A 25,460-nucleotide genomic window follows, 5' to 3' on the forward strand; every position below is an offset into this window, starting at 1 on the left:
CGCGCCGTCGGCCAGCTGACAACCTCGCAGGTAGACTATGGCCGCTGGCGTGTCCAAGACGCTCTGGTCGATGGAAGACCTCTGCGAGAAGATGGATACTGTTGCGCCGAAGCCGGGCAAGCGGGCACCTACAAAAAGCGGGTATCGATATCAATGATCATCGGCTGTCAGGGCGCTACCAAGCGCTCATTGCCGCCAATCTCGCGATTGCCATAACACGCATTCTCCTGCGGCCCATTTATCCGAAAAGCATCTATATCACGATGCTTGTATGGCCGTGGCTATGGCGGTCTTGTCGGCCTGGCTGGTGTTGCCCACGCTGAAGGAACTATATCGTAAAGGCGAAAAACAAATCGGCCTTATCGTTGCCCTCATATGCGTCGGCGGGAGCGCGTATGGAATTTATCTAACGCTGCGTACCATCTTGACCTCACGAGAAGCGGGGGCCCACGCAATTTTAAACTGAGAAACTACCACCTCGCAGTACTGGTTCTCGGGTCTAAGTGTGAATTCTTTCAAGTCCGGCCACATGCTGTTGGCGGACTGGCTTCTGGGGGAACGCGGCCCGTGGTATCGTCTGACCCGACACCGAGGTTTACCATAAAAGTCCGGGGCGGTTTTTGCGTTTCCACACCGAAGATGTGTCGATTTCGCCGAAAAGCGGCGAATGGGACGCAACAGCTCAACTGGGCTAAATAGCAACCGTGCTGACTTATCGTGCGAGACCCTTTCGAAGGTCGACCCCAAGCTCCAGTATCTGCTGGCAATTCTTGAGGCAGGTGAGGATCTGGCAATTGTATGCGCGGGCGACAACGAGGGCCGTTGACGTTCTTCGAGCAGCCCTACCGCAAATTGCTTGACACTGTTGCGGCTCCAAGCCCGGTGGCCAAGGTTGCGGGGTTCTTTCTTGCCGGCCGATCGCTTCAGACACTTCGGCGCCCGGTGATGGAACTCTCCCTTGGTAAGGGAGTAACCAGACTGGCACCACGCCCATGCAAAATCATCGCCTTATGATGGCTCGTATTTTGCGCCCGGGGTAAGGTCTCGGTGCCAAACTGGTTACACTGAAACGGCGCCCGTTTGGCCGCGGTGACATAGCCCGCGCAATCCCTGATTTTGTCGCGGTGCGACATATTCGTCACAGTATAAGGCCCCCAATACTGCTAAGCTCAGTCTTGGGCTCAAGTTGGGGACGAAATTCCGTGAGAAAACTTTTAGCGACAACTGCACTGGTACTGTTCAGCGCAACAACTGGCTATGCGGCCGACATGGCTGGTCCAGTAGCCGGCTCCGTCTACGATTGGAGCGGCTTTTACGCCGGCGCGCATATCGGCGTCGCCACCGGCAACATCGGTGCGACGGACTTCACTCAGCCGAGCGGCGGCTTCTTCACCGAACTGGTTCCTGCCGGAACCGAGGGATTTCATTTCCGTGATACGAACATTGCGGGCGGCGTACATGTCGGTGCTCAGTATCAATGGGACCAATTCGTGTTCGGCGGTGAAGCCTCTTGGACGGCGACCGGCATCCGGAAGACGATTGTCAGCCCCTACTTTCCCGACACCGACACCGAGACCGGCAGGATCCAGCACTATGCGACGGTGGTTGGTAAGGTCGGCTATGCCTTCGACCGGTTCCTGGTCTACGCCAAGGGCGGCTATGCAGGTGGCGAGGTAGGGTTCAAGGCAAGGGACAACGATGCCTTGGTGACCTACGAGCAGAACGAATGGCACAACGGCTACGCGCTAGGTCTGGGGGTGGACTATGCCCTCACTGACAAGCTTAGCCTCGGCATCGACTACACGCACATCGATCTCGGCTCCAAGACCAGCACCGGAAACAACGTGTTCGACGACGGCTCCCTGGGCGACAATCCCGAGACGTATAAGGTCAAGGCCAGAGCGGACGCTGTTATGGCTCGCCTCAGCTATAAGTTCGGCGGCGGTTTTTAGTCCGTTAATCACCGTTTTCTTTATCCGGAAGAGGCCCCTCGTGAGTGCGACGGGCCTCTTAAAACAATGGCGTCTGAGTTTCTTGCTTTCGCCGCAGTTCGTCGATCCCACGCTTCATGTCCTGAGATCGCAGGCGCCATAGACGGCGCCGAAGTTTTGGCCATGAGCCGGAACGCATCTCCGCCTCGTCGGTCTGCCGTCTTGTGACCCGCCTCCTCTCATTGTCCTTCCGCCCTACGGCGCTTTGATCGTTGATCCTCGTTCGCAGATTTGCGCGGCTTCTGTTTCCCGAACACCTTGTCGATGACGCCTTTGCCGCGCTCCCCGTGGGTATAGTTTTCGAGGAGAAGCTTCTTCGTTTTCCATCGGCCTTTTTTGGCGGTGGTGGCGACGTCGATGCCGTGCCTGACAATCATTTCGGTGGCGAAGCTGTGGCTGCCTGGCTGATGCGCGCCGAGGTAGGGCAGGCCAGCCAGGCCGCAGATGCGCATGATGTCCTTGTAGACCGATCGGCGCGTGACGAAGCCGTACAGCCTGTTGTTTGGCTTCTTGGCGGCGCGCCCGCTATGGCGCGGGCCTGATCGCCTGTGCTTCCAGGGGATGCGTACCTCCCATGCCGCCAGTTGTTGCCGCTTCCACTCGCGAAGCTGCGAAAGAAGGCGGCCAGAACCTTCGATGCACTCTGCCAGGCCCTTGGCGACATCTGCCACCTATTCGAGCCTGCCGAATGCAGAAACTTCTTCAAAGCTGCAGGATATGAGGCCAATTAATCGCGACACGCTTTAGCCCCTTGTAGTACGAAATGCCAAGATTGTACTCCGCACCCGCATTCCCCTGGTCTGCGGCCTTTCGGAACCAGGAGGCAGCCTGGGCATAGTCAATTGTAACGCCTAGGCCCTCTTCATAAACTACACCAAGATCATGCTGCGCCAGGGCGTTTCCCTGCTCCGCCCCTTTGCGATACCATGCGATTGCTTCAGCATAATCCTGGGCGACCCCTTGACCTTTAAGGTAGGCCAATCCCAGAAAGTATTGGGCAACGGCCGTTCCGTGGTCGGCTGCCTCACGGAACCACGTGGCAGCTTCTCTATAGTCCTGCCGGACGCCTGTTCCATCTCTGTAAAGCAACCCGAGATTGGTTTGAGCGTCCGCTAATCCCTGATCGGCTGCTTTGCGATACCAAATTGCGGCCTCGGCATAGTCCTGCTCGACGCCTAGCCCACGGTCGTAAAGATAGGCGAGATTGTGCTCTGCCTGGGCGTCACCTTGGTCCGCTGCCTTACGGTACCAAGCGGCAGCTTGGAGGTAATCCTGTGTGACACCGTGCCCTTCGGCGTAAGCAGTGCCAAGATTGTCCTGTGCTTTGGGATCACCGGTGTTGGCCAGGACGCTCCACAACAAGACAGCCGCTGCATAGTCTCCTCTTTTATAGGCCCGTTCCGCTTGCCCCGCATGGGCTACGCCGGCCATCAGCATGACGGAGGCGAAACAAAACAACTTCGACAACCTCTGCATGTTGGCCTCCGATTTAAGGGTTCAACCATTCTTTGATGCATGCACTCCGTCCCGAACCCTTTCGGAAAGGGGTCTCGCATTCAGCTTCGCTCTGAGGAATTTTCCCTGTGCGCGGGCCATTCTTGTATTAAGCTTTGCTAAAAGATATGAATCCCAAGTGATCAGAAGGATTCCCGGAGAAAAAACGAATTTGTCCGGCAACAAAAGTATCATTGACAATATCACCACTATGACGACGGAAAAGAAGCAGTTATATGCCAGGAAGATGGCGTCTTTCCACATTCGATTTTGTGGCAGATATTGATCAATCCAAGGCGGAATTAACTTGTTCTCATCCCAAAATTGATCGATAGTAAGGGGACTGTGCGTTGTACCGTCGGTCCTGGTAACTTCGGCCACAGGCCCAGCGTTATTCGGACTGACCTTTTCAGCCATTCCTTCCTCCATTTCTCGTGATTAGAGGGAACTTGCTTCGGCTCTTTGAAGTCAATCCAAGAGGGGGATCAACTTTGCGTTAGCGGAGGGGCGATGTGCCGACGGAATGCGGTCTGTTCCTTCCGCTTGGATCCAAGCCGGACGATCCGGCAATGCGGGTTCGATCCGACGGCAGCTTCGCGCCTTCATGTTGGACGTTGAGCCGGCTTTGGCGATATCCTAAAAGCGGACGTTCAGTTAACCGGCGAAGCCGGCGCGTTTGTGCCCCATACTGGTTATTCAGTCAGCCGCCATCCCTCGGCGGTCGAGCTTCGAGCCCGGAATGGCTTGAACCGCTCCCGGAGTATCGGTATATACCCTCATGATGAGAGAGACGCACTGCTACCGGGTCCTTCTGAATCGTGCTTCCCGTAAAGTCTCTGCGCTTTACGACGAAGCGCTCGCCCCTTTGGGGGTGAGCATCGCGCAATTCAATCTGATTCGGGTGATCATCTCGATGGAGCCCGTTTCCGTCACGGATTTGGCTGCCTTTGTTGAGCTTGACCGATCAACCGTGGGTCGGAACGGGCGCGTCCTCGAGCGCTTGGGACTGGTGAAGAGGTCTAATGGCTCGGACCAGCGCGAGGCGCTGTTCTCGCTGACGGAAAAAGGACACGAGGTGCTCAAGCGAGGGTTGCCGCTGTGGGACAGTGTGCAGCATGGCATAGAGAAAAACCTCGGGGTCGACAAAGCGAGGCAACTTCAACGCCTTCTGGCAAGCCTCTAAATTTTGCCAGATGTGGGTATATACCCGAATAATGCGTGGAACCGCTCCCTGGAGGACCGGTAGCAGGAGCAGCGAAATGCCGTCATTGCAAGTAGAGCGCGGGCCAACGAGCACAGCGGGGTCCCACCTCTCGGGCGGGATTATCCTCACGCTTGCCTTTGGGTGCGGACTGCTGGTTGCCAATCTCTACTTTGGGCAACCGCTTGCGGCTCCGATCAGCGCCTCTACGGGCTTGCCGCCATCTCTGGCCGGTGTGCCCGTCACCCTGACCCAAGTGGGCTACGCCATAGCGCTCCTTCTGTTGGCACCGTTGGGCGACATTTGCGAAACGCGAGCAGTCGTCGTTCCGATCGTCTTGATTGGGCTGTTAGCCCTCGTCGCTGCTGCCTTGAGCTCGTCGCCAGGACCATTCTTGGTAGCCGCCCTTGGGATCGGCATCTGTCCTGTCGGCGGCCAAATTCTGCTTCCCTATGCCGCTCGCTTGGCGCCGGAGCATGAGCGGGGCCAAGTCGTCGGCAAGGTCATGAGCTGTCACGGCCGATGGGCAGCTTCGTGGCAAGCGTCGCGGGATGGCGGGCCATCTACTGGCTCATCGCTGCGGGGGAAGCGGTCCTGGCGGTGCTCCTGTTGAAGGTGTTACCCTCTCTTCGACCGCAGACATCCCTCAGCTACACGGCGTTGCTGCGCTCTCTTTTGCCGATCTGGCGCAACCATGCGGAACTGCGCTACCGGGCGGTTATCCACGCGGGTCTTTTGGCCGCCTTCATTCTATTTTGGACGGCTGCCCCCCTTCACCTCGCAAGAGATTTCGGCCTGGGCCAGCAGGCTATCGGCTTGTTCGCGTTGGCTGGCGTTTCGGGCGCGTGTGTGGCTCCCTTCGTCGGGCGCATTGCAGACGCGGGACATCGCCAGCCGCGCATTGCCCGGGCTGCGCAGCTCGTTGCACTCACCACAGCCGTCATTCCTTTCATCATATCGTTTTTTGGTCACCGCATATGGGCTGTGGGATTGTTGGCTTGCGCGGGCATCGTTCTGGACGCAGCCGTGACTGCAAATATGATCCTTTCGCAGCGCGCCATCTTTTCACTCGGGGACGACATTCGGACGAGGGTGAACGCCCTCTACATGGCTCTATCTTTCTCGCCGGCGCCTGCGGCTCCGCCCTCGGTGGTTGGGGTATCGCCACGGGCGGATGGCCGCTCGCGGCTGCTTTCGGGGTTGCTTTGACCGGCGGTAGCCTGCTCTTCGCCTTGCTATCAGGGGTTCCGCGCTCAGACCCTCGAAATTTTTGATCCAAAGGGTTTGAGTGATATGTTGGCGAAAATGCCCTGTTTGTCTGTCTTTCCAGAAGTCGTTGAAGGGATCGGAGGCGAGCTAGCTGTGGTGCACGGTTGCCTATTACCTCAGCCGCAAGAACTTCATCGTCCTCAATGAACTGGGCTATCTGCCCTTCGCCCAATCCGGCAGCCAGCTGCTCTTCCACCTGGTCAGGCGATCTGCCGCCGCCTTGAGCGAACCGGAGCGGATCGCAAGTTTCCTTTGGATAGGCACCCCGAGCGCGACCGAAGCCATGACGGCGCTTTTATGCGAAATGAGTAAGTCGCGAAAGCCACGGACTTGAGCAGTCTTCACAACGTAGCGGGGGAAACCGGAATGAATATCCGAGCTCACCGCAGTCAACGGTGCGCGCCGGTGCCCACGCGAGTGCGTCATCGGCTCACGACCTCCGACAGTGCGAGATCTAGGTTGCACCAAGGTGCGATGGAGCGACCGGGTTCGAGACCGGCCGGAGCTCGACGTACCTCGGAGAATGGAAATGAGAACGGTCGACTTCGACAGAAACTTGGTCACCTGCCTCGCTGATGCGCTCAACGCACGCGATCTGGTGCGCGCGAGGAGCTATTTGACGGATGATTTTCATTTTGTTGGCGCGTTCGGCCCGCCAATCGACGGCGCCGATGCGTATCTCGACGCCATGGCGCGCCTTGGCGCTCAACAGACGATAGTGAAGTGTCTCGTCGAACGCGATGAGGTTGCCTGCCAATACTACCTTGTTCTGCCCGCAAGGCCAGGTACACCGATATTCTGTTGCGGATGGTTCACCATCAGCGGCGGCCGGATAAGATCGCTGCGCGTCGTCTTCGATGCTACACCTCTCGGTAAAACCTGAGACGGCGTTCTCGGCCGAACTTCGCGTTTGTGCCGCTAACGACAACCGGCAGACGGGGCGCGCAAGTCGACGAGATCGTGAGCAGACCTCTTCATTGAACACGAGGCGAAGATCACGAAGCGGTGACGGCCGTAACGAAGCCCCGGTAGGCTGCGAAGCTTGGGCATGGGCGGCACGTTTGCGGCTCATCTGGCTCGAGATTTGATACCAATTGGATCCAAGTCTGCCACCCTCCCAAGGAGTTCACGACATGCTAAATAGACGTACTTTCTCCACCGCACTCGCCGCTGGAATGGCAACAACTTTGTTGACTGGCGCCGACAAGGCACGAGCGCAGACGGGCTCCAAGATTCGCAATGTTGTCTTGGTCCATGGCGCGTATGCCGATGGCTCGTCCTGGTCGGAGGTGATTGGAATTCTTCAGAAGGCCGGCTTCAACGCTACCGCTGTCCAACATCCGCTGACCACCCTGGAGGCGGGCGTCGAGGCAACGCGTCGCGCGATCGCGCTCCAGGAAGGACCGACCGTACTTGTCGGACACTCCTTTGCCGGCATGATCATCACCGAGGCAGGGATCGATCCGAAGGTTTCCTCGCTCGTCTACGTCGCGGCCCGCGCGCCGGATGCCGCCGAAGACTATACGGCGCTCGCCAAGACTTTCCCTGCGCCGCCGGCCTCCGCCGGCCTTGTCTGGTCCGGAGGCTATGGCAAGCTCGGAGAAGAGGCTTTCCTGCGGGATTTCGCCGGCGGTATCGCGCACGACAAGGCGCGCATTCTCTATGCCGCTCAGGCACCGATCTCGGACCAGCTTTTCTCCGGAAAGACTACGCAAGCGGCCTGGCGCTCGAAGCCAAGCTGGTACGCTGTCTCGAGCGAGGATCGCACGATCAATCCGGATCTAGAGCGCTTCATGGCCAAGCGCATGAACGCAAAGACCATAGAGGTGAAGGCAAGCCACTTGTCGTTGATTTCTCATCCGCATGAGATTGCTCAGCTCATCCTGGAAGCCGCCGGGCGGCAGAGCGCCTGACGAGGCTTCGGATAAAGGAGCGGCGCGGAAGGTGCAGCCTCCGCAGCGCGTCCCGTTAGCAAATTGGCCGGAACCGTTCGCGTAGGCCGAGAGATCGCTGAGCTTCGCTCACTGTTCATCACGCCTCTGCGATTTTGACGGTAAAGATCGCAGAAAGACCGGCTGCGAGTCGTTTATGCAGAGAAACCACAAAAATGAAGCCAAAGATGTTTCAAAGCGACGATGCTATCTCAGCGCCACAATTGGATTTCGAGGCCTGGAGAGATCTGCTCCGCACAAAGTCTGGACGGTATTACTCGGAAGGTATCGAACCCGATAAGTTTGCTGGCTGGGTTCGCCCTGTCAGCGTCCGAGGGTTCACCGCACTAGATATTGGTTCTAATGCTCCACGGGTTGAACGGACCTACCGAGATGCTCGCCTCGATGGCGCAGACCATTACTTCGCTCACTTTCAGGCCAATGGAGAGTTGGCGATGCTCCAAAACGATCAGGCTGTACGGTTCGCTCAAGGCGACGTCGCGCTCGTCGATGGGTCTCGGCCAGTGACATACTGCGCTGACGGACCAAGTAATATCGTCACCCTTGCCCTGCCGCGTCAGGCGTTGGTTTCATATCTAGGTTTTGAGCCGGAGGGTGGCCTTTTCAGACAGGGCGGAACGTCTGCCGGGCGTCTGCTCTTCGATCTCATTCGCGAAGCCGATCAGGCCGAAGGATCGGCCTCGTCGCCGGCCGAGTCCTACATGCAATTGGTAGTCTATGACCTCGTCGGCGCACTGTTTGCCCCCATCCGACCCATGGTTCGGCTCACGCCATTCGGAAACTTTGTTCCGGCGGATCTGCGGCATCATCAAGGACGGCGCCGCCGACCCGGATTTCGGTCCCAACGAAGTAGCGGCCGAAGCGGGGATTTCTCTGCGCTATCTCCAGAAGTTGTTCACGGAGCGTGGCTCGACCTGCAGCGAGTGCATATTTTCGGTTCGTTTGGATCAAGCCGCGCGCCTCGTACAGCGCCGGGCGTCACTAAGCACGAAACAACCTCTCAGCGAGATCGCCTATAGCTGCGGCTTTCGCGACTATACGCATTTCGCCCGAAAATTTCGTGATCGCTTCGGTCACCCGCCAGGCGCCCATTCGACAGAACTCGGTGTCACCGACAGCTGATCGGGGCGCAGGGAATCAAGATCAGGCGTCGTGGGCTCACGACGCCTTATCTCAGGAGCCTTCCTTGCGCGGAAAGCCCTAAGTCGGGATTTGGCGTGCCCCGTTCTCTTCCCCGAGTTTCGCTGCGCTCTTGATGAACGACGCGGCCTTCTCGCCGATGATCACGCAGGGCGCCATGGTGTTGCCAGTGGTCACTCGCGGCAGGATCGAGCCGTCGGCGATGCGCAGATTGTCGATGCCATAGACCTTGAGACGACCGTCCACGACGGACATCTCATCGCGCCCCATCTTCGCCGTGCAGGTCTGGTGATGGACCGTCGAGGCGGCATCTCGAGCAAAGCTTTCGAGCGCGCTTCCCGTCAGATTGCCGGGCATGACCTCGCGCTTCACGAACGGCCTCATGGCCAACGAGTTGCCGATCTCGCGGCATAGCTCGACCCCACGGAGCAACGCCTTCATGTCGGCGGGATCGGAAAGCGTGTCGGCTGCGATCTCGATGGAATCGGACGGCTTTGGCCCGGTGATCCGCAATCTGCCGCGGCTGCCAGGGCGTGCCAGGCTGGCCAGCAGCGTCCAGGAGCCTGGAGGCGGCGCGAAATGGGCGACTTCCGGAGTCGAGAACGGAAACTCTCCTACGAGCCCCTGCAGATCCGGGGTGGCGAGCGAGGGATCGCTTTTCCAGAAAAAGGTCGTCTCTCCGCCGCTGTTGTGAAGAGGCAGCGGCGTCCGATATTCGAAGACGCAGGGAACCGCGATGTGGTCCTGAAAATTGCGCCCCACGCCCGGGAGATGCTGCACAACCTCGATGCCGGCCGCGCTCAGCTGGCGCTCATCGCCAATGCCTGATTGCATCAGCACCTTGGGCGTATTGATGGCGCCGAGCGAAAGAACTGTCTCGCAGCGTGCCTTGATCCGATGGATAACACCCTTGTGGACAAACGTCACCCCGACGGCGCTTTTACCCTCCAGGATGACGCGCGTCACCAGGGCGCCGGTGAGGACGGTCAGGTTCGGCCGATCCATATAAGGATAGGTATAGGTGCGAAAGACCGATTGACGCCGGCCGTCGCGGATGCGCAGATTGAACAAGGCGGCACCGCCGTTGCCTTCCATCATCTGGCCGTTGTGATCGTCGAAGGTCGGAATGCCGACGGATCGGGCGGCGTCCACCACGGCCGGCGCCACAGGATGCGGATCGCGCGCCGGCTCAACATAAACGAGACCGCCCTTTCCGCGCCGCAGCGGGTCCGGTGTCCCTTGCCAGTCCTCGATGCCCCGAAAAATGCCGAGAACGGCATCATAGCCCCAACCCGGATCGCCGGCTTCTTCAGCGAAATAATCCCAGTCGTTCCGGTGCCCGCGCGCCCAGTTGGTGACGTTGATGCTCGAGCCGCCGCCCAGCACCTTGCCCATGGAGAGCGGCAGCCGGCGGCCGTTGAGCGAAGGGTTGGGCAAGGCTTCAAAACCCCAGTCACGCCTCGTGCCGAGATTGGCCGGCCATTGTCCTGGGTCCCAGACGCTTTGCACGTCGTCGGTCCCGCCGGCTTCCAGCAACAGCACGGAGGCGTCGCCGGTCTCAGCCAGGCGGCGCGCTACCACCGAGCCGGATGAGCCGGATCCGCAGACGATGAAATCGTAGGAAGGTCGGATATCGGTCCTGAGTTGGCGCTGGTTGGCGTGGATGCGAGCATCGAGCTCAGAGGTTTTCATGTCTCTTCCCGATGTCATGCTGGATCTCCGTGTGTGGGGATATTCTTGAGGATGGGAAGCGGTGAGCTTCGCCGTCGTCCCGGTCGGACCGAGATCCGAATGATGATGAGCGGTCCGACAGCGCACTATTTAGTCAGGCGGGCCCGGTTGCTGCGCTCCGGCAGGCGGCCGTGCTGAACGGCTGCGTAAAGGACCTCTCCGCGACTTAGGCCGATGTCCGCGAGCAGGCGGTCGTCCAATTGCATCAGGTTAATGATGTCGCGACGAACCCGACGCCGATGCCTGAGCCAAGCCATCAAATTCTTGGCGGATTTCACCAGACCCGTGCCGCGGGAGGGAAAATCGGCAGCCGTCGAACCGGTGTGACCCGCCTTAGGCTGCACGTTTCCGTCAAGCATTCGACGTCCATCATCCCTGTAAGGCGGCGGGGCAATGCGCCGGACGGCTGGCTTTGAAAAATTCAGAACTTCGACATTCAGGATCTTGTCGTCGGCCATGTGTTTTCCCTTTCAACGCTGTTGAATTGAGGGAGCGAGGCGTAAGGTGGTGGCGGGTAAATGTCGTGGGCGTGAAGCGCACAGAAGTCGGTACCGGCGCGCACCTTATTGCCGACACGGCCCTGTCAAATGCGTCCGGCAATGCCTGCGTGTGGGTTTTTCGCTGAACGCGATTGCCTCGAGCATACCCGTGAGGCAGGCGACATTCGCGACGGCCGAGACTTGGAGCCTCGGGTCACAATTCATCACGTCTCCGACATTTCGCCGACTCGGATGGCAGAAGGGCCTTACCTAAGGCGTTTCGAAGCAGAGAGCCGCCTAGTGGAGCCGATCATGTTTCAAAGTGACGATCTTTCCGGAACGCTGCAATCGGATTTCGAGGAATGGAGAGATACGCTTCGCACTGGATGTGGGCGATACTACTCGGAAGGTATCGCACCCGATCATTTCTCGGGTTGGGTGCGACCCGTCAGCGTCCGCGGCATTACGGCATTAGATATTGGCTCCAATGCTCCACGGGTCGAACGAACCAATCAAGATGTTCGGCGCGATGGCGCAGACCACTATTTCGCACTCTTTGCTCCCTGTGGCCAGTTGGCGATGGTCCACAACGATCAAGCCGTGCGGCTCGCTGCAGGCGATGTTGCGCTCGTCGATGCGTCTCGGCCTGTAGCATACAGCACCGACAACGGCGAACCATGGAATACTGTCGCTCTCAGCTTGCCACGCCAGTCGCTTGTGTCCCACCTTGGATTCGAGCCACAGGGCGGGCTTTACCGGCCCGGCGGAACGCCTGCCGGGCGCCTGCTCTTCAATCTCATTCGGGCGGCCGATGACGTCGAGGCATCGACCTTGTCGCCGGCCGATTCCTACATGAAACTGGCCGTTTATGATCTCGTCGGCGCGCTATTTGCGCCGCCCGACCCCTCCCTCGGTTCACGACATTCGGACACGCTGTTCCGGCGCATCTGTGGCATTGTCAAGGAAGGGTTTGCCGATCCGGATTTCGGTCCCAACGAAGTGGCGGCGGAAGCGGGGATATCGCTGCGCTATCTTCAGAAGCTCTTCACCGAGCGTGGCTCGACCTGCAGTGAATTCGTATTCTCGCTTCGCCTGGATCATGCCGCGCGTCTTGTGCAACGCCGGGCCTCGCTGGGAACGAACCAGCCTCTCGCCGAAATCGCCTACGCCAGCGGCTTTCGCGACTATGCACATTTCGCCCGGAGGTTTCGTCATCGGTTCGGTCAAGCGCCAGGCGCCCATTCAGAAGAACTCGATCAATTAGTGCGCGAGCGGACTGGCGAAAGTGCGTCGTCAACTCACGACGTCCAGCCTGCAGCGATCTAACTTCCCTCATTCATGTGATCCAGCGCGGAGGATGGGACCGTCCGTCCGCGGAGGCGCGCCCAGGACCGGGAGGAGACCGGTCGGGAGGCTTCAACCTCGAAGGAGTATGTTATGAGAAACTCAACAGCAATCTTTGCGGCAATCGCATTGGGCTCGGTGCTGGCCATCGGCTCGGCGACGGCGTCGATGGCTCGCGGCGGCATGGGTGGCGAGCATGGCGGCATGGGTCATGGTGGCGAGCGTGGCGGTAGCGCCCCTTCAATTTTCATGAGCAATGGCGCCAATCACGGCAGGGGCATGGCTGGCCACTATGGCTCCGGCCACAGGCGCCACTTGCATGATTTCCGCGGACATGACGGCTCAGACGCCTTTTTTGGGTTTGGCCCGTTCTGGGGGCCGGGCAGCTACCAGGCGTATGACGACAGCACCTCCGCCTACTGCGAGAGGCTGTATCGTTCCTTTGACCCTGCCACCGGTACATATCTTGGGCGGCATGGAATCCGTCACGCCTGCTCGTGATCCACTCGCTCAGTCCCTTCGATCCGGTCTCTGCAAAACGCAGGGCCGGATTGGAGCGCGAAAGGCCTATGGACGTGATGGCAAAGAAGGCGACGCAATCGTGCCGGGCACCGCCAACCACGAGAATCCGCTGCATATTGAAAAGCGATCCTTCAAGAAAGTAGGCTTCCCATGCCGACGGTTATCGAGTCCATTCTCGGCCGCACTGTTGCTGTTCTTGTGCTCTTAACGGTTTCAGCGGTCGCTCAAGGCATTCCCGCCAAGCTCGAGCCTCCACAGGGAAGCACACTGGTCGGCAAATATGCGGCCAAGGGCGTTCAGATATATGTCTGCAGCCACGACGGATCCGCAAACGAATGGGCCTTCAAATCTCCTGAGGCCGAACTTGTCGATGCACATGGCAAGCCGTTCGCCAAGCATTATGCCGGTCCGACCTGGGAAGCCAACGACGGCTCGAAGATCGCCGGCAAGGTATTGGCAAGCGAAACCGCTCCGAAAGCGGGCGCAGTTGCCTGGCTGCTGTTGTCGACCCAATCCCCAGCCTCGGGGACATTTGCCGGCGTGCGTTTTGTCCAACGGGTCAACACCTCTGGCGGAGCCGGGCCGACCGGCGCATGTCGGACCGTCGGAACAGAGCAGCGCGTCGACTACACAGCCGACTATATTTTTTACAAGTAACCCGGCGCCCAAGTGTCCGTCTAACAGACTTTGATCCTGGTAGCGTTCGGGTGGTGCGTGTCAATACCGGCGAATGTGCGCCACCGGCTCACGACATCCAACCTGACGGGCGCGAAGCTCGCGCAGTTGCGGCGACGCTACAGCACCCGATCACCGTCGACAAAAGGAGCAACAAAATGCCGCCTGATCCCACCCACATCGTCATCCCAGGTATGATCGACGGCCAGGAGCGCAACACGGTGTTCCTGAAGCCCCTCGTCACCTCGCCGAAGATCGAGGTCGGCGAGTACACCTACTACAATCACGCCGATGACGCGACCGCGTTCGAGATCCGCAACGTGCTCTACACGGCGGGGCCAGAGCGGCTGATCATCGGACGCTTCTGTGCGATTGCGAGCGGCGCCCGCTTTCTGCTGTCGGCGGCCAACCACCCGATCCTCGGTTCGACCACGTACCCTTTCTTCGTCTTCGGGGGCGACTGGCTCGAACTCACCGCCGACCTGCTGCCCAGGATCGCGAGCCGCGGCGACACGGTGATCGGCAACGACGTCTGGATCGGGCGCGACGCGGTGATCATGCCCGGCGTGACCGTCGGTGATGGGGCGATCATCGGCGCCGGGGCGGTCGTCGCCTCCGATGTGCCGCCATACGCGACGGTTGGAGGCAACCCCGCACGGCTGATCCGCCGTCGCTACTCCGACGACGACATCGAGCGGCTGCTGCGGATCGCGTGGTGGAACTGGCCGATCGAGCTGATCACCGAGCACGTCCGCACGATCTGGGCCGGCACGCCGGTCGAGCTCGAACACGTGGCCGACCGCGCCGGCCTCATCGCATAGCGCTGAGGCACAAACCTGCGTTCGCGTATCACAGGAGATGTTTATGACACTGATCCAGACATTGTATGATCGAGCTGCAAGAAATCAAAACGACACGGCGTTCATCGCCGCCGGCGACCAATGGACCTTGGGCCGGTTTGCGGGAGAAGTGCGTCGCGTGGCGCACGGGTTGGCTGCACGCGGCGTTCAGAAGGGTGATCGCGTTGCGCTCCATCTGCCGAATTGTCCCGAATTGGCCGTGGCGGTTTATGCCTGCTTTCACCTTGGAGCCATCGCCGCTCCGCTGAACAACAGGTTCAAGGCTCCCGAGCTCAACGCCATGCTGCAGCGTTTGCAGCCGACACTTTATGTCGGGCACGCCGATCTCTACGGCGAGGTTCGGACTCTGAGTTCATCAATAGTCCCGCCGGAGCGGTGTTTTATCACCGACAGCCGAGGTGACGATGGCGGCGTACATCAATGGGCAGAGCTGCGGATGGATCTGTTCTGGGACGTTCCGGTGTCAATTCCAGTGTCTTCCGACATTGACGCGCCTGCTCTGCTGCTCGCGACTTCAGGGACGACCGGCATCCCCAAATTCGTCATCCATACCCTCTCGACGCTGGCGGCAACTGCCGAGAATACCAAGTATGTCGGGGTCGACGGCAGCCGTACCGCGATCATTGCCTGTCCCATGGTACATGCCGGCGGGCTTTTCTCCTTCATCGGATGCATGCATCACGGCGCTCAAATGGTGTTGTTCGAGCGTTTCGATCCTGACGCAGTGTTGGATGCCATCGAGCAGTACCGATGCGGTTGGATGCTCGGACTGACGTTCATGTGGACAGCTACGCTGGAAGCTCAGCGGCTGCGCAGGCGGAATGTCGAAACCTTGCGTTTCTGTGCATCCGCCGGCGACGTTTGTCGACCGCAGTTGCAGCTGGAGTTCGATGTCGAGTTCGGCCTGCCGCTTTATTCGATTTGGGGAGCAAGTGAGGCGGTTGGCACCCTTACCTACGGGCTGCAGCCGGGGCCGATCAGCCGAATTGCTCCGGGCGCTCAAGTGCGCCTGGTCGATGATGCCGGGGCAACCGGGCCGCGGGGCGAAGTTGGTGAAGTGCTGCTGCGCGGACCCAATGTCAGCGTTGGCTATTGGAATGGTCCGGACGCGATCGAAGGTGCGCCGAATGAAGGCTGGTATCAGACCGGCGATCTGATGCGCCAGGATGAAGAGGGCAATCTGTGGTTCATGGGTCGAAAGAAAGACATCATTGTCCGCGGCGGATCAAACATTTCACCGGTCGAGGTCGAGGCTGTGCTGGCCAGCCACCCCGCGGTCCGGGACGCCGCCGTCGCCGGAATTCCAGACGATATTCTTGGACAACGCGTCGTCGGCTTCGTGCAATTGGAGCACGACTTCCGCCCGGGAATCGAGAATGACATCCTCGACGCGGCGAGCACACAGCTCGCGGACTACAAGATGCCGGAGCGCCTGCAGGTGGTCCCGTCGATTCCGCGCAATGGCCTTGGCAAGACCGATCGGAAGGCATTGCTGGCACTGACGGCTGATGCAGGCCAAGGTCTCGGGGGCAGGGATGAATGCCAGCACAGTCTCGTGGCCGCGTCGAACTGACTCCCGAAAATTGTTGATCACACAATTTCGATGCCGTCTTCGGAAGGCTGGTCGTCGCGGCAAACAGGAAGGCAAGCACGATGAACCCCGAAAAAACCGTCAATGAACTTTCGAACGGTCATGAGCGTGAGGATGAGCGGACAGAGGTTACGCCAGGAAAACGCGTTGTCACCCGCACGTCTTCACATGAGGAGCCCCGTCCACATCCCTTGAAGGCGATCATCATCGGTGCGGGTATTGGAGGATTAACCACCGCGCTTTTTCTGAACAAGCACGGCATCGGCTGCGAGGTGTTCGAGCAGGCGGCGGCGATCCAGGAATTGGGTGTGGGCATCAATTTGATGCCTCAGGCAATCGCATCTTTCGATGAGATCGGCCTGCTTGCGGTGCTGGAGCAGTCTGGCATTGCACCAGACCACCTCTTCTATCGCACGGCTCAGGGACTTACTGTGTGGGACGAGCCGCGCGGACGGCGCGCGGGCCTGCCGTATCCGCAAATCTCGATCCACTGCGGCCGACTGCAGCGCCTGCTTCATGACGCCTTCGAAGCACGAGCCCCCGGTCGCGTTCATGTCGATCGCACCTTTGCGTCCTGGTACGAAACGGATGGCCAAGTCCAAGCGCAATTTGTTTCCGCATCGGGTGAACGGTTCGCCGTGAAAGGCGATGTTCTGATCGGTGGTGACGGCATCCATTCCCAGCTTCGCCGAATCCTGTTTCCCGACGAGGGCATGCCACGCTGGAGCGGGCGCCTGATGTGGCGCGGCACGGCGAACTGGTCAAAATTCGGCGACGGCAGTGATAGCGGGATCGAATGACTCACGCCTTGTGCTGTGTCCGATAGCTGCCGGCGAGACGGATGGCACATTGCTTACAAGCTGGGTTTTGGTTCATCGAGCGGCGGAAGACGGCAGCCCATTGAATCGGCGTCAAGAATGGCAAGGCCGGGCTGATCGCGCGCGCTGCCTAAAAATGCTTGAGACCTTCATCGTCCCCGATCTCGACGTCCACGCGCTCGCCTCGGCCACGGAGAATATCTGGGAATATGCCATGTGCGATCGCAATCCCTTGTCTCGATGGAGCTTTGGTCGCGTGACGCTGATGGGCGACGCCGCCCATCCGATGTATCCCTATGGCGGTAGCGGTGCGGCGCAAGCGATCCTCGATGCGAAATCGCTCGCCGTGCAGCTTGTAAGAGCCAATGGCGACGTGGCCGGGGCACTCGTTGCGTACGAGCAGGAGCGGCGCGACAAGGCTAACTCTGTCGTCATGAGCAATCGCCAGGGTGGTCCGGAACGCGTGATCGATTTTGTTGTGTCGCGGCTTTCGGGATCCAATGCCGATATCGAGGAAGTCGCTCCCTTTGAGGAGCGCAAAGCGATCGTGCACGGATATGCGCAGATTGCTGGTTATGCGGCCGATCAGTTGCGCAGCACTGCCTGACAAGCATGTGCTCGCCTCGGCGGGTTAGTGCGTGCCGGTACCAGCGATTGTACGCACACCGCACATGACCTTCGTCATTTGGCGACCTAACCTCTGCCACGACAGAATTCATCGAGATTGAAGCGCCACGCAGGATGGTACTGACGCGAAAGAGCGAATGGGATCATCCATCGCTCGGCCGGCGGAAACGACAATTGCATTTCTTCTGGAACCTGTCTCAACGGGCACGCGCGTCACCATATGCCAAGGGGGCTTTGCCGGCCTGAAAGAAGCGGCTGACGAGAATGCGGAACGCTGGAAGGCTCGTGCTTGGCTGGCTCGATATCCCACACGAGTTCCGAAAGCGAGCGGCGGCCCGGCAAGCAGTGCGCGCTCATACCTGTGAAGGTGCGCGGCAGGCTCATGACGCTCATCCGCCGGCGATCTAGCCTCGTTTGCAGCACCCAAATGACAACAGGCGAGATACATCTTATGCCCGCTTCACCCAAAATCTGCATTTTCGGCGCCGGCGCCATAGGCGGGACGATGGCCGCTCTTCTCGCGCGCTGTGGCGCCAGGGTAAGCATGGTGGCACGAGGTCAGACCCTCGCAGCTCTTAAGGGCAGGGGGCTCCAGCTTAAGATCGACGGCGAAGTGTTACGGACATCCGTTCGGGTCAGCGATGATCCGTCAGAGCTTGGCGTGCAAGACTATGTGATCGTTGCGGCGAAGGCACCTTCAATGCCGGATATTGCGCGGCGCATCGGTCCATTGCTTGGATCTGAAACGGCCGTGGTCACGGCGATGAACGGTCTGCCCTGGTGGTTTTTCCTTAACGCCAACGGCGCCCTTGCCGGATATCAATTCGAGGCAATCGATCCAGGTGGCATGATCGCCCAGGCCATCCCCGCAACCAGCGTGATCGGCTGTGCGGTGTATGTTGCGGCCTCCGTCGATGAGCCCGGCATTGTCCGTCATCAAAGCGGCCGCCGGCTCTTTGTCGGTGAGCCGGACAACAGGCTGACACCTCGGTTGAGACGCCTTGCCGACTGGCTCTGCGATGCCGGCTTCGATTGCCGGGAGAGCCTCGATATCCGGCGTGAGATCTGGCTCAAGCTTTGGGCGAACCTCAGCATGAATCCCATCAGCCTGCTGACCACAGCGACATCCGATCGTATCATCGGCGATCCGCTGCTTCACCGGCTTTGTGTCTCGATGATGGAAGAGGCGGCACAAATAGGCACCGCGATCGGCGTGTCGGACAATCCACCCGTCTCGATGATGATTGAAAAGATCCGGACGCTCGGCGCGTTCAAGATGTCGATGTTGCAGGATGTCGAACTTCGCAAGCCGGTCGAGATCGATACGTTGCTGACAGTCATTCACGACATCGGCCTGGTCGTAGGGGTGCCGACGCCGTTCATCGACAGCGTGCTAGGCCTTGCCCGCTTGCGGGCAAACAGCTTGGGCCTGTTCGAGAACGATTCCGGGCGAGAAGCTGATCTGCTCACTCGGGTGCGACATCGTCCGCCCCAAATCAGCATCGGGACGAGTTCCCGTTGATATGCCGGTGTGGACGGCTAACGCGACGGCATAGCTAATAGACAATCAACGGACGCTGAAAGTGAGCACACGATGATCAAGGAAAAGGACAGCGCCGATGCGCGCGTCGTTCTGGCAGACTGTCGCGCCTCGATCGACAACATCGACGCCGCGCTCGTCCATATGCTGGCTGAGCGCTTCCGCTGCACGAAAGCGGTCGGCGTGCTGAAGGCGACGCATGGGCTGCCGCCAGCTGATCCCGCGCGTGAACGGCAGCAGGTTGCCCGTCTGCGCGAATTGGCAAAGGACGCAAATCTCGATTCTGACTTCGCGGAAAAGTTCCTGAACTTCGTCATCTGCGAAGTGATCCGCCACCACGAACAGATTGCCGCTTCGAACGGCGATACAAAAAATGCCCCGAGTGGCCTAAACAAAACCGCCTGAGGGCTAGATTGTCCAAGGGCGGCGGCGGTTGGATAAACGACATGCATAGACCCATAAGCTCAGCGCTGCCACTCGATCGACGAAATCAGAGCTTGAGCGGTCACGGGCGAGAGATCACAGAGGACATTCCACGACTGCGCCGGTATGCGCGCGCGCTCTTGCAAGACTGCGGTGCCGCCGACGATCTCGTGCACAACAGCCTCGAACAAGCCCGCTCAAGGATGGGGAAGAGCGCGTTTGGTAGATCTTCACCCCACCGGCTGTTCACCATCATCTATCATCGGTTCCTGGACCAGTCGCGATGCGGCAAACGCAACGCGCAAGTGGCGAAGACGACGCCGGAGATCGTAGATGTGATCGCCCAGCCGTCGCAGATCGACAGGGTCGCTTCGGCGGAAATGCATTCAGCACTTCAGCAACTCGCGCCCGAACGACGCGCAGCGCTTGTGCTTGTCGCGGTCGAAGGTCTTTCCTACTCCGATGCCGCGAGCGCTCTTGAAATCCCTGCGGACCTACTGGTGTCGCAGGTGGCCAGAGGCAGAGAAGAGTTGCGGTCGATCCTTGCTTTGCGGTTCGCTGATAGAGTGACGGACGTCGAAAAATGACCAGGCAATCGCGTCCGCTTCATGTTTCGCGCACCCGAGACATGGATGCATCCGGACGCAATCTCAAGGCCACGTGACTGCCCTATTTCTCGTTGCAGTGGCGGGATTGAACCTCCGATCGCATTGCCGGCCGGCACACCTCCCGGGGAACTGGCCTAAAGGCTGGTTAGGTCCCAACGTGGCGAAGAGCATATAGTGTGCTCGAATTACCCAGACCGGCCATTCGAGCAAACGTCCGGCGATTGGCAGCTATCGCCACGTCCGAACTCGAAACCAGACCGTCACCTCCCGGCCCCATTTCAGATTCGGAGACAGCTGTTTCGAAAGGCAAACGTCGCGAGGTGCGTGCCTCGTCTATTGTCTCAGAACACGTCCCTTTCGATGCTCATAGCGACCGACTGTCCTATGGCAGAAACATCAGAATTCCGCCTCAACGCGGGAAAAGAAACTGAGGGGCCTGTAGAACCTGAATTCGGCGTAGTGGCATGCCACCTTGTCACCACCCTCGACGGTCTCAGCGCCGAACAACAGTGGGTAGTACTCTGCCATTCTGTTCGGATGCCAGAGGCCAGCCTTGTGCTTCTGTCTGAGCCGCGGAAACCCGCCCTCGCGAGTGCCTAATATATATGCATTCTCATTGTTGTGCGGTTTGTACAGAACACAGTTCTGCTCGAATCGCTGGCCTTGCTGTCGCAGGAAGCCGAGCATGTTGCCGCTGTCGTCGCTGTTGCCGACAAGGAGGAAACTCTCATCATCAATGCTTTTTCCCGTGTCTACACCGTTCTCCGCAACGAGCCGACCACGCACTTTGATATAGCCAAAACGGCCGCGTATGGCCGCAGCGAGCTCGCTGTTACGTTCTGGGTTTTCCTGGGTTGCTGCAGCTTTTTGGAATGCGGTAATGAGCCCGATGTTACTGTTGTGCGTGTGATGCCACACACGTGACAGGCTGCTCTCATTGAAGGATGCTGTTTCGAAATTGGTCTTTCTCATTCAGCCTATAGCTCCATTGGGACGTGGCTCGGTTGTCGCGCTGTGGGAACTGCAAGGCGCCGTTCGAGCGGGATCACCTCCTTCACTCGGACGACTTAACCAGGCAGATGCGGCCCGTAACTGTCCCAAGCAGGGCGCTTGGTTCCCATTGCTTCATGCCTCAAATCATTCTGGCGGTAGTTCGAAAAATGGTTGGAAGCCGAGATACCAGGAGCCTCCTTTCAGGAACTTGCCGTACCCGTTTTCACAGTCGAGCCCATCAATAACGTTGTTGTTGTCGTCGAATGTGAGGCCTTTTTCTTCGCTGGCGTACTGCGCATCGAAGAGGCCAGGATCCCTTTCGCGCGACTTTGCAAGGAAGGCTTTTCCTGCTGGCGTCAGCCTGAAGTGGCAGTAGTCCGCAACGAACTTCAATTCTCCTCCAGCCAACACCGGATGTTTGTTGCCAGCGAAAGCTGCGGTAGCGAAAACAATCGTGAAAATCAGTCCGTAGATTGGTTTCATATCGCTTTTCCGTCTCGGTACGTGACGACTGCTCACCTGGGCTGGTGCTGGCTGGTTTTTCGAAGGGCGGTCAGTTATTACTTGGGCGCCTACCTCCAAAGGTCAGGCGCGCAAGGGGTGCCGATGGCCTTCTTCGCCCCCCTTAGGCTGAATCTGACCGGCGCTATGCTGGGAATGACAACCATTACGGATCGAGAGCTAACCAGCTGCTTCATAACCTCTTGATACCAGGAGATACCGGCTCGATTGTCAGTGGTGATAACGCCGGTGTATGGGCTGACCGATTTGGATCCGTCAAAGAGCATGGTGAGCGGCCCGTTGATTTCTCGACCGCCGATTTTGATCGTGATTCCGGTGCCGCCTGGATCGGTGGCCCCGCGATTGCATGTCACCAGAATCTCGTTGCCCGGGCCGTGGGTGATGATTGCCTCGTCAAAGCCCTGTCCAGACCCCGAGACCCAGTGATCATCGTTGCCAAAGGCGAACGCCTCGCTGGCGAGCAGTACGAATGCTAAGACGGTTGAAAGTACGCGCATACGATCATGCCTTTTCAAATCTCGTCGCTTGAAGACTGTCGGAGCGGGATCAACCCGTCCCGACAATCCCATCTCGCATTCGTTGAAATTGCTCGGCGTCGATGGCGCCGTCGTCGCGCAGCTTTTTGAGGCGCTCCAGCCGATTGAGCATGTCCTCGCCTGGAGGCCGCGACGCAAGTGGCCGCGGCGCCGGGGCATTCTCCAACCGAACCCGCCGAATGTCGTTGGCGGCCAAGTTGAGGCCGGATTCGCCGCCATTGGTTCCTTTCGGGTTAGCTGTGATGTGAATGGCCTTGCATGCCCAGATCAGACAGCCGAACCAGACGATGCCAGTGGCGCCGAGAAAGGTGTTAAGGAGGAAGATCATCCAGCGGTTGGGATGGCGCCGCAGGAAGGCAATGATACTCGGGATCAAGAAAATAATCGTTGCGATAAGCAACACCGTCAGGAATTCGGATTGTGGATCTGACATGTCAGCGGTTCTGTTCGGTGGATCGGATCGATGGTTCGCGGTTGACAGGTCTCATACGTCGATGACGAAGGCGACCTCGCCGATGAGGAGCGCCAGCATGCAGCCGAGCCAGATCCAAAGATAACGCCAGCCGCCGCCGAGGATTGCGGCCCGTCGCCAAAAATATCCTATCGGCGTAAGCAGCAGGAAGGGGGCGATCCAGCGCTTGCCTGGATTGAGGCCCCTCCGATTGAGCTGCCTCACATCGAGAAGGCACACGGCGATGGTGGCCAAGGTCAACCAGAGTTGAGAAGCGTTGCTGAAGTCGCTGGCGTTCGGATCGACTTTGGCCGCCTTGGCAGTGACATCGATCAACAGAATGGCAAGAGGTGAGTAGGCCAGCATCTCGGCATAATATGTGCCGAGCTTCGGCGTCGGGCGCTGGCCCACGAAAGGCGATAGCACTGTCGCAGCCGCTTGGCCCTGCTGCACGTCAGATGAAGGCGGCAAAGGCGGAGGCGTGGCAGAAGCGCTGTCCCTAAATTTGGTCTGGCTAGCCGGCGTCCATTCTGATCCGAGATCCGCCGACCAAACTCTGGCCTCTATCGGCAAGAACCGGTTCGCGAACATCGTGGCGAGGTCCGTCTCCTTAACCGGCCCGCGCTGCGTTCCGTTCTCTTCATAATACCAGTCAGTCATGCTTCCTCCGAGTTGGCTTCAAAATGCGTTGGATTTGCCGCTGAGATGCGGCGTAGGGTGGGATTGTAGAGTATACTCTGTGGCGAGTATGCGCTGCAAGCGGCTGTGGTGCGTCCGATGGACATACGGCAGCGTTTTGCTCGCAATCTTCGAGCCGCACGGGAGGCGAAGGATCTTTCCCAGGAGCACCTTGCCCATGAGGCTAAGCTGCACAGGACCTATATCAGCCTGCTCGAGCGCGGCCGGTATTACGCGAGCCTGAGCGCGATCGAGAAGATCGCCAGGGTGCTGGAGATTGATCCAGCCGATTTGCTGCGGAAGGACCAGGATTCGTCCGGCGACGAGTGACAAACACTGACGTCCTTGGCCGAGTTCGCGCACGCAGCCGGCACCAACACCGCTAAGTAGGATTCTTGCTTTGCGGTTGTGTCCTTGATCTCGCACGTTCATTGCGCCCGTGCCTTTTTGGAGCAGGCAGCCATGGCCTGCCGCCACGATGCCCAAACCTTTTCCAAGGCCTCCGCGCTCAAATGGGCAAGCGGCGCTAGGGCGAGGGGTTCAATATGATCCGCTGTAGTGCTAAGTGACTGGAGTATTGCCACGACACCTTCCAGCATTCCGAGCTCCGGCTCGATGTCGAATAAATGCTGGCGAAGCGCGTCGATCGTTGTTTCGTTCGATACTGCACCCCGTGTTTTCCGCATTGCTGACCTCGCCTAGCCACCAAACCAATGCTTGCTTTTTGGCGGAAGTCCAGTCGATTCGCGACGTTATCTATATCTCTGCATATTGTTGGCACTAGTCGGAACAATTACCTTAACGATGGACAGAGAATAGACTAATGACCTGCTGAGACTTAGCTGAGGTTTTTGCGGCAACCAGCTCGAATGAACCGTTGGCTAGGCTTTGTAGCAGCCGTTCGATCACCAGCTTTAGTATCTCATTTTGAGCGTTGTGGCCGATGGTCCGCATTGACGAGAATTTTTCAACCTCCTATTGGACTCTCGTGTCCATTAACGCCGATATCAATTGCCCAAATCGCGGGGCCGAGGGAACTGAACAGTGGTGGATCAAAATCAAATAAGTCTGATTGAACTGACGACGGATATTGTTGCTGCCTACGTGCAGAGGAATGCCGTTCCTGTCGCCGGGCTGCCGGATCTTATTGCGAGTGTGAATTCGGCCTTGTCACAGGTAAACAATCCGGCCCCAGCGCAGAAGGAACCGCAGAAGCCGGCGGTCAATCCAAAGCGCTCCGTGTTTCCGGACTACATAATCAGCCTCGAGGATGGCAGAAAATACAAAGCCTTGAAACGTCACCTGCGCACAGCTCACAATCTGTCAGCAGAGGAATATCGCGAGAAATGGGGGTTGCCAAAGGACTATCCAATGGTCGCGCCAAGTTACTCTGCTACGCGCGCTGCGATGGCAAAATCCTTCGGCTTAGGAAGGAAGGCAGCGCCCGTGCCGGCCAAAAAACAGCCTTTGAGGCGCAAAGCCAAATCCTAACGTGGAGGATCGCGGCTGCGGACAGGGGCAGGTCTCAGTCATCGCATAGCATGATCGAGGGCGAAAGAGGCCGGTAATGACTGTCTTCCCTTATCATAAGGTTGACATCAGAAATCTGAAACGCTGCCCGTACTAGCGCTATTCGCGCTCTAGTCTTGATCCTTGCATCGGCATAGACGAAAAAGCATGCCTCGTTGGGCGAAAAAACCACTCGACCGCGCGGCCAGTCCTCATATTCAGTTTGGAGCAGCTGAGCGCTCAGCTTTTTGCCGCGCAACCAGGCCGGGCCGCGCTGCTTCATCGTCTCCCAATAATCGAAGTGTCCACCCGGATGGGTGAGCAGCTCGCCATAGTGTTCTGCATCGGCAAGTCCTATGGCGTCGGCCAAGATGGCATCGCGGCAATTGCGATCGACGACGATCCAGAAGAAGCCCACTTTCCCTTCTGGGTAAGCGGTGTTTTGGGGCCACCTTTCGGGAGTGATCGCGATCTGTGAGGTTGCCGATCCTGTAGTGGGATCGGAG

At 58.8% G+C, this 25,460-nt stretch carries 30 protein-coding genes and 2 pseudogenes; 20 read left to right on the plus strand and 12 right to left on the minus strand.

Annotated elements, in window-relative coordinates; all coding sequences use genetic code 11:
• Positions 1-1,202: 1,202 nt before the first annotated feature.
• Complete coding sequence (locus tag FJ424_RS16050; protein ID WP_140653858.1) at positions 1,203-1,952, plus strand: outer membrane beta-barrel protein; 750 nt, start codon at positions 1,203-1,205, stop codon at positions 1,950-1,952.
• A gap of 218 nt (positions 1,953-2,170) precedes the next feature.
• On the opposite strand, the gene FJ424_RS34025 is transcribed toward FJ424_RS16050, so the two are convergent.
• Positions 2,171-2,443: a hypothetical protein gene (locus FJ424_RS34025; RefSeq protein WP_140653859.1), complete on the minus strand. Its 273-nt coding sequence runs from the start codon at positions 2,441-2,443 to the stop codon at positions 2,171-2,173.
• Between the two features lie 150 nt (positions 2,444-2,593).
• Between FJ424_RS34025 and FJ424_RS34030 the strand changes: the two are divergent.
• A pseudogene (locus FJ424_RS34030) lies at positions 2,594-2,722 on the plus strand (IS630 family transposase); the annotation flags it as partial.
• Here the strand turns inward: FJ424_RS34030 and FJ424_RS16065 are convergent.
• On the minus strand, positions 2,694-3,467 hold the full coding sequence (locus FJ424_RS16065) for a tetratricopeptide repeat protein (protein ID WP_210239413.1): 774 nt from the start codon (positions 3,465-3,467) through the stop codon (positions 2,694-2,696). The pseudogene FJ424_RS34030 and the gene FJ424_RS16065 overlap by 29 nt on opposite strands.
• Before the next feature lie 21 nt (positions 3,468-3,488).
• On the minus strand, positions 3,489-3,902 hold the full coding sequence (locus FJ424_RS16070; RefSeq protein WP_140653861.1) for a hypothetical protein: 414 nt from the start codon (positions 3,900-3,902) through the stop codon (positions 3,489-3,491).
• A 364-nt stretch (positions 3,903-4,266) separates the two neighbouring features.
• Here FJ424_RS16070 and FJ424_RS16075 point away from each other — a divergent pair, with 364 nt between their 5' ends.
• The 6 genes and pseudogenes from FJ424_RS16075 to FJ424_RS34045 all read left to right on the plus strand — a co-directional run bounded on the left by FJ424_RS16075 (position 4,267) and on the right by FJ424_RS34045 (position 9,029).
• Positions 4,267-4,668 (plus strand): MarR family winged helix-turn-helix transcriptional regulator, encoded by a 402-nt coding sequence (locus FJ424_RS16075; protein WP_140653913.1) that lies wholly within the window; start codon positions 4,267-4,269, stop codon positions 4,666-4,668.
• Positions 4,669-5,208: 540 nt separating this feature from the next.
• A complete protein-coding gene (locus FJ424_RS34350; protein ID WP_210239415.1) occupies positions 5,209-5,895 on the plus strand; it encodes an MFS transporter in 687 nt (228 codons plus the stop codon).
• A 163-nt stretch (positions 5,896-6,058) separates the two neighbouring features.
• A pseudogene (locus FJ424_RS34040) lies at positions 6,059-6,163 on the plus strand (ATPase); the annotation flags it as partial.
• A gap of 321 nt (positions 6,164-6,484) precedes the next feature.
• Complete coding sequence (locus FJ424_RS16090; protein ID WP_181182035.1) at positions 6,485-6,838, plus strand: nuclear transport factor 2 family protein; 354 nt, start codon at positions 6,485-6,487, stop codon at positions 6,836-6,838.
• Between the two features lie 250 nt (positions 6,839-7,088).
• Positions 7,089-7,868: an alpha/beta hydrolase gene (locus FJ424_RS16095; RefSeq protein ID WP_140653914.1), complete on the plus strand. Its 780-nt coding sequence runs from the start codon at positions 7,089-7,091 to the stop codon at positions 7,866-7,868.
• A 756-nt stretch (positions 7,869-8,624) separates the two neighbouring features.
• Positions 8,625-9,029 (plus strand): AraC family transcriptional regulator, encoded by a 405-nt coding sequence (locus FJ424_RS34045; protein WP_140653865.1) that lies wholly within the window; start codon positions 8,625-8,627, stop codon positions 9,027-9,029.
• 78 nt (positions 9,030-9,107) lie between these two features.
• On the opposite strand, the gene FJ424_RS16110 is transcribed toward FJ424_RS34045, so the two are convergent.
• Positions 9,108-10,739 (minus strand): GMC family oxidoreductase, encoded by a 1,632-nt coding sequence (locus FJ424_RS16110; RefSeq protein ID WP_210239416.1) that lies wholly within the window; start codon positions 10,737-10,739, stop codon positions 9,108-9,110.
• 125 nt (positions 10,740-10,864) lie between these two features.
• The gene (locus tag FJ424_RS16115; protein WP_210239417.1) at positions 10,865-11,236 is read right to left on the minus strand and encodes a DUF1127 domain-containing protein; all 372 of its coding nucleotides are present in this window, start codon (positions 11,234-11,236) and stop codon (positions 10,865-10,867) included.
• Positions 11,237-11,569: 333 nt separating this feature from the next.
• Here FJ424_RS16115 and FJ424_RS16120 point away from each other — a divergent pair, with 333 nt between their 5' ends.
• The 10 genes from FJ424_RS16120 to FJ424_RS16165 all read left to right on the plus strand — a co-directional run bounded on the left by FJ424_RS16120 (position 11,570) and on the right by FJ424_RS16165 (position 20,244).
• On the plus strand, positions 11,570-12,583 hold the full coding sequence (locus tag FJ424_RS16120; protein ID WP_181182037.1) for a helix-turn-helix domain-containing protein: 1,014 nt from the start codon (positions 11,570-11,572) through the stop codon (positions 12,581-12,583).
• Positions 12,584-12,694: 111 nt separating this feature from the next.
• The gene (locus FJ424_RS16125) at positions 12,695-13,102 is read left to right on the plus strand and encodes a BA14K family protein (protein ID WP_140653871.1); all 408 of its coding nucleotides are present in this window, start codon (positions 12,695-12,697) and stop codon (positions 13,100-13,102) included.
• Positions 13,103-13,273: 171 nt separating this feature from the next.
• A complete protein-coding gene (locus tag FJ424_RS16130) occupies positions 13,274-13,780 on the plus strand; it encodes a DUF3455 domain-containing protein (RefSeq protein ID WP_140653873.1) in 507 nt (168 codons plus the stop codon).
• Between the two features lie 176 nt (positions 13,781-13,956).
• On the plus strand, positions 13,957-14,619 hold the full coding sequence (locus FJ424_RS16135) for a CatB-related O-acetyltransferase (RefSeq protein ID WP_140653875.1): 663 nt from the start codon (positions 13,957-13,959) through the stop codon (positions 14,617-14,619).
• A 43-nt stretch (positions 14,620-14,662) separates the two neighbouring features.
• Positions 14,663-16,231 carry a class I adenylate-forming enzyme family protein gene (locus FJ424_RS16140; RefSeq protein WP_181182038.1) on the plus strand — a complete coding sequence of 523 codons (1,569 nt, stop codon included), beginning with the start codon at positions 14,663-14,665 and terminating at the stop codon, positions 16,229-16,231.
• 80 nt (positions 16,232-16,311) lie between these two features.
• Positions 16,312-17,049, plus strand: a complete 738-nt coding sequence (locus FJ424_RS16145; RefSeq protein ID WP_140653878.1) for an FAD-dependent monooxygenase — start codon at positions 16,312-16,314, stop codon at positions 17,047-17,049.
• Positions 17,050-17,098: 49 nt separating this feature from the next.
• Positions 17,099-17,674, plus strand: a complete 576-nt coding sequence (locus tag FJ424_RS34355) for an FAD-dependent monooxygenase (RefSeq protein WP_140653880.1) — start codon at positions 17,099-17,101, stop codon at positions 17,672-17,674.
• A 471-nt stretch (positions 17,675-18,145) separates the two neighbouring features.
• Complete coding sequence (locus FJ424_RS16155) at positions 18,146-19,216, plus strand: 2-dehydropantoate 2-reductase (RefSeq protein WP_140653882.1); 1,071 nt, start codon at positions 18,146-18,148, stop codon at positions 19,214-19,216.
• Between the two features lie 72 nt (positions 19,217-19,288).
• The gene (locus FJ424_RS16160) at positions 19,289-19,639 is read left to right on the plus strand and encodes a chorismate mutase (RefSeq protein WP_140653884.1); all 351 of its coding nucleotides are present in this window, start codon (positions 19,289-19,291) and stop codon (positions 19,637-19,639) included.
• 92 nt (positions 19,640-19,731) lie between these two features.
• Positions 19,732-20,244: a sigma factor-like helix-turn-helix DNA-binding protein gene (locus tag FJ424_RS16165; protein ID WP_246677263.1), complete on the plus strand. Its 513-nt coding sequence runs from the start codon at positions 19,732-19,734 to the stop codon at positions 20,242-20,244.
• A 417-nt stretch (positions 20,245-20,661) separates the two neighbouring features.
• Here the strand turns inward: FJ424_RS16165 and FJ424_RS16170 are convergent, their stop codons facing one another.
• The 5 genes from FJ424_RS16170 to FJ424_RS16190 form a co-directional block, all read right to left on the minus strand.
• Entirely contained in the window at positions 20,662-21,237 is a 576-nt protein-coding gene (locus FJ424_RS16170; RefSeq protein WP_140653888.1) for a hypothetical protein, read from the minus strand.
• A 165-nt stretch (positions 21,238-21,402) separates the two neighbouring features.
• Positions 21,403-21,741 (minus strand): hypothetical protein, encoded by a 339-nt coding sequence (locus FJ424_RS16175; protein WP_140653890.1) that lies wholly within the window; start codon positions 21,739-21,741, stop codon positions 21,403-21,405.
• Between the two features lie 89 nt (positions 21,742-21,830).
• Entirely contained in the window at positions 21,831-22,277 is a 447-nt protein-coding gene (locus FJ424_RS16180; protein ID WP_140653892.1) for a hypothetical protein, read from the minus strand.
• A 49-nt stretch (positions 22,278-22,326) separates the two neighbouring features.
• On the minus strand, positions 22,327-22,749 hold the full coding sequence (locus FJ424_RS16185) for a superinfection immunity protein (protein WP_140653918.1): 423 nt from the start codon (positions 22,747-22,749) through the stop codon (positions 22,327-22,329).
• A 51-nt stretch (positions 22,750-22,800) separates the two neighbouring features.
• A complete protein-coding gene (locus tag FJ424_RS16190) occupies positions 22,801-23,427 on the minus strand; it encodes a DUF4339 domain-containing protein (RefSeq protein WP_140653893.1) in 627 nt (208 codons plus the stop codon).
• Between the two features lie 117 nt (positions 23,428-23,544).
• Between FJ424_RS16190 and FJ424_RS16195 the strand changes: the two genes are divergently transcribed.
• On the plus strand, positions 23,545-23,775 hold the full coding sequence (locus FJ424_RS16195) for a helix-turn-helix transcriptional regulator (RefSeq protein WP_140653895.1): 231 nt from the start codon (positions 23,545-23,547) through the stop codon (positions 23,773-23,775).
• A gap of 98 nt (positions 23,776-23,873) precedes the next feature.
• Here FJ424_RS16195 and FJ424_RS16200 read toward each other — a convergent pair whose 3' ends face one another.
• Positions 23,874-24,131, minus strand: coding sequence for a hypothetical protein (locus FJ424_RS16200; protein ID WP_140653897.1), 258 nt, complete (start codon positions 24,129-24,131; stop codon positions 23,874-23,876).
• Positions 24,132-24,489: 358 nt separating this feature from the next.
• Here FJ424_RS16200 and FJ424_RS16205 point away from each other — a divergent pair, with 358 nt between their 5' ends.
• Positions 24,490-24,936 (plus strand): MucR family transcriptional regulator, encoded by a 447-nt coding sequence (locus tag FJ424_RS16205; protein WP_140653899.1) that lies wholly within the window; start codon positions 24,490-24,492, stop codon positions 24,934-24,936.
• Between the two features lie 34 nt (positions 24,937-24,970).
• On the opposite strand, the gene FJ424_RS16210 is transcribed toward FJ424_RS16205, so the two are convergent.
• A partial coding sequence (locus FJ424_RS16210) for a hypothetical protein (RefSeq protein WP_210239419.1) occupies positions 24,971-25,460 on the minus strand: 490 nt, incomplete at its 5' end.

It is taken from the genome of Mesorhizobium sp. B3-1-8, assembly GCF_006439495.1.
In the GTDB taxonomy this organism is placed as follows: domain Bacteria; phylum Pseudomonadota; class Alphaproteobacteria; order Rhizobiales; family Rhizobiaceae; genus Mesorhizobium.

Excerpts from the sequence above, each read along its gene's own strand:
- FJ424_RS34025 (WP_140653859.1), bottom strand. The coding sequence starts at position 2,443 with ATGCGCATCTGCGGCCTGGCTGGCCTGCCCTACCTCGGCGCGCATCAG.
- FJ424_RS16065 (WP_210239413.1), bottom strand. The coding sequence starts at position 3,467 with ATGCAGAGGTTGTCGAAGTTGTTTTGTTTCGCCTCCGTCATGCTGATG.
- FJ424_RS16070 (WP_140653861.1), bottom strand. The coding sequence starts at position 3,902 with ATGGCTGAAAAGGTCAGTCCGAATAACGCTGGGCCTGTGGCCGAAGTT.
- FJ424_RS16075 (WP_140653913.1), top strand. The coding sequence starts at position 4,267 with ATGAGAGAGACGCACTGCTACCGGGTCCTTCTGAATCGTGCTTCCCGT.
- FJ424_RS34350 (WP_210239415.1), top strand. The coding sequence starts at position 5,209 with ATGGGCAGCTTCGTGGCAAGCGTCGCGGGATGGCGGGCCATCTACTGG.
- FJ424_RS16090 (WP_181182035.1), top strand. The coding sequence starts at position 6,485 with ATGAGAACGGTCGACTTCGACAGAAACTTGGTCACCTGCCTCGCTGAT.
- FJ424_RS16095 (WP_140653914.1), top strand. The coding sequence starts at position 7,089 with ATGCTAAATAGACGTACTTTCTCCACCGCACTCGCCGCTGGAATGGCA.
- FJ424_RS34045 (WP_140653865.1), top strand. The coding sequence starts at position 8,625 with ATGACCTCGTCGGCGCACTGTTTGCCCCCATCCGACCCATGGTTCGGC.
- FJ424_RS16110 (WP_210239416.1), bottom strand. The coding sequence starts at position 10,739 with ATGAAAACCTCTGAGCTCGATGCTCGCATCCACGCCAACCAGCGCCAA.
- FJ424_RS16115 (WP_210239417.1), bottom strand. The coding sequence starts at position 11,236 with ATGGCCGACGACAAGATCCTGAATGTCGAAGTTCTGAATTTTTCAAAG.
- FJ424_RS16120 (WP_181182037.1), top strand. The coding sequence starts at position 11,570 with ATGTTTCAAAGTGACGATCTTTCCGGAACGCTGCAATCGGATTTCGAG.
- FJ424_RS16125 (WP_140653871.1), top strand. The coding sequence starts at position 12,695 with ATGAGAAACTCAACAGCAATCTTTGCGGCAATCGCATTGGGCTCGGTG.
- FJ424_RS16130 (WP_140653873.1), top strand. The coding sequence starts at position 13,274 with ATGCCGACGGTTATCGAGTCCATTCTCGGCCGCACTGTTGCTGTTCTT.
- FJ424_RS16135 (WP_140653875.1), top strand. The coding sequence starts at position 13,957 with ATGCCGCCTGATCCCACCCACATCGTCATCCCAGGTATGATCGACGGC.
- FJ424_RS16140 (WP_181182038.1), top strand. The coding sequence starts at position 14,663 with ATGACACTGATCCAGACATTGTATGATCGAGCTGCAAGAAATCAAAAC.
- FJ424_RS16145 (WP_140653878.1), top strand. The coding sequence starts at position 16,312 with ATGAACCCCGAAAAAACCGTCAATGAACTTTCGAACGGTCATGAGCGT.
- FJ424_RS16155 (WP_140653882.1), top strand. The coding sequence starts at position 18,146 with ATGCCCGCTTCACCCAAAATCTGCATTTTCGGCGCCGGCGCCATAGGC.
- FJ424_RS16160 (WP_140653884.1), top strand. The coding sequence starts at position 19,289 with ATGATCAAGGAAAAGGACAGCGCCGATGCGCGCGTCGTTCTGGCAGAC.
- FJ424_RS16170 (WP_140653888.1), bottom strand. The coding sequence starts at position 21,237 with ATGAGAAAGACCAATTTCGAAACAGCATCCTTCAATGAGAGCAGCCTG.
- FJ424_RS16175 (WP_140653890.1), bottom strand. The coding sequence starts at position 21,741 with ATGAAACCAATCTACGGACTGATTTTCACGATTGTTTTCGCTACCGCA.
- FJ424_RS16180 (WP_140653892.1), bottom strand. The coding sequence starts at position 22,277 with ATGCGCGTACTTTCAACCGTCTTAGCATTCGTACTGCTCGCCAGCGAG.
- FJ424_RS16185 (WP_140653918.1), bottom strand. The coding sequence starts at position 22,749 with ATGTCAGATCCACAATCCGAATTCCTGACGGTGTTGCTTATCGCAACG.
- FJ424_RS16190 (WP_140653893.1), bottom strand. The coding sequence starts at position 23,427 with ATGACTGACTGGTATTATGAAGAGAACGGAACGCAGCGCGGGCCGGTT.
- FJ424_RS16195 (WP_140653895.1), top strand. The coding sequence starts at position 23,545 with ATGGACATACGGCAGCGTTTTGCTCGCAATCTTCGAGCCGCACGGGAG.
- FJ424_RS16200 (WP_140653897.1), bottom strand. The coding sequence starts at position 24,131 with ATGCGGAAAACACGGGGTGCAGTATCGAACGAAACAACGATCGACGCG.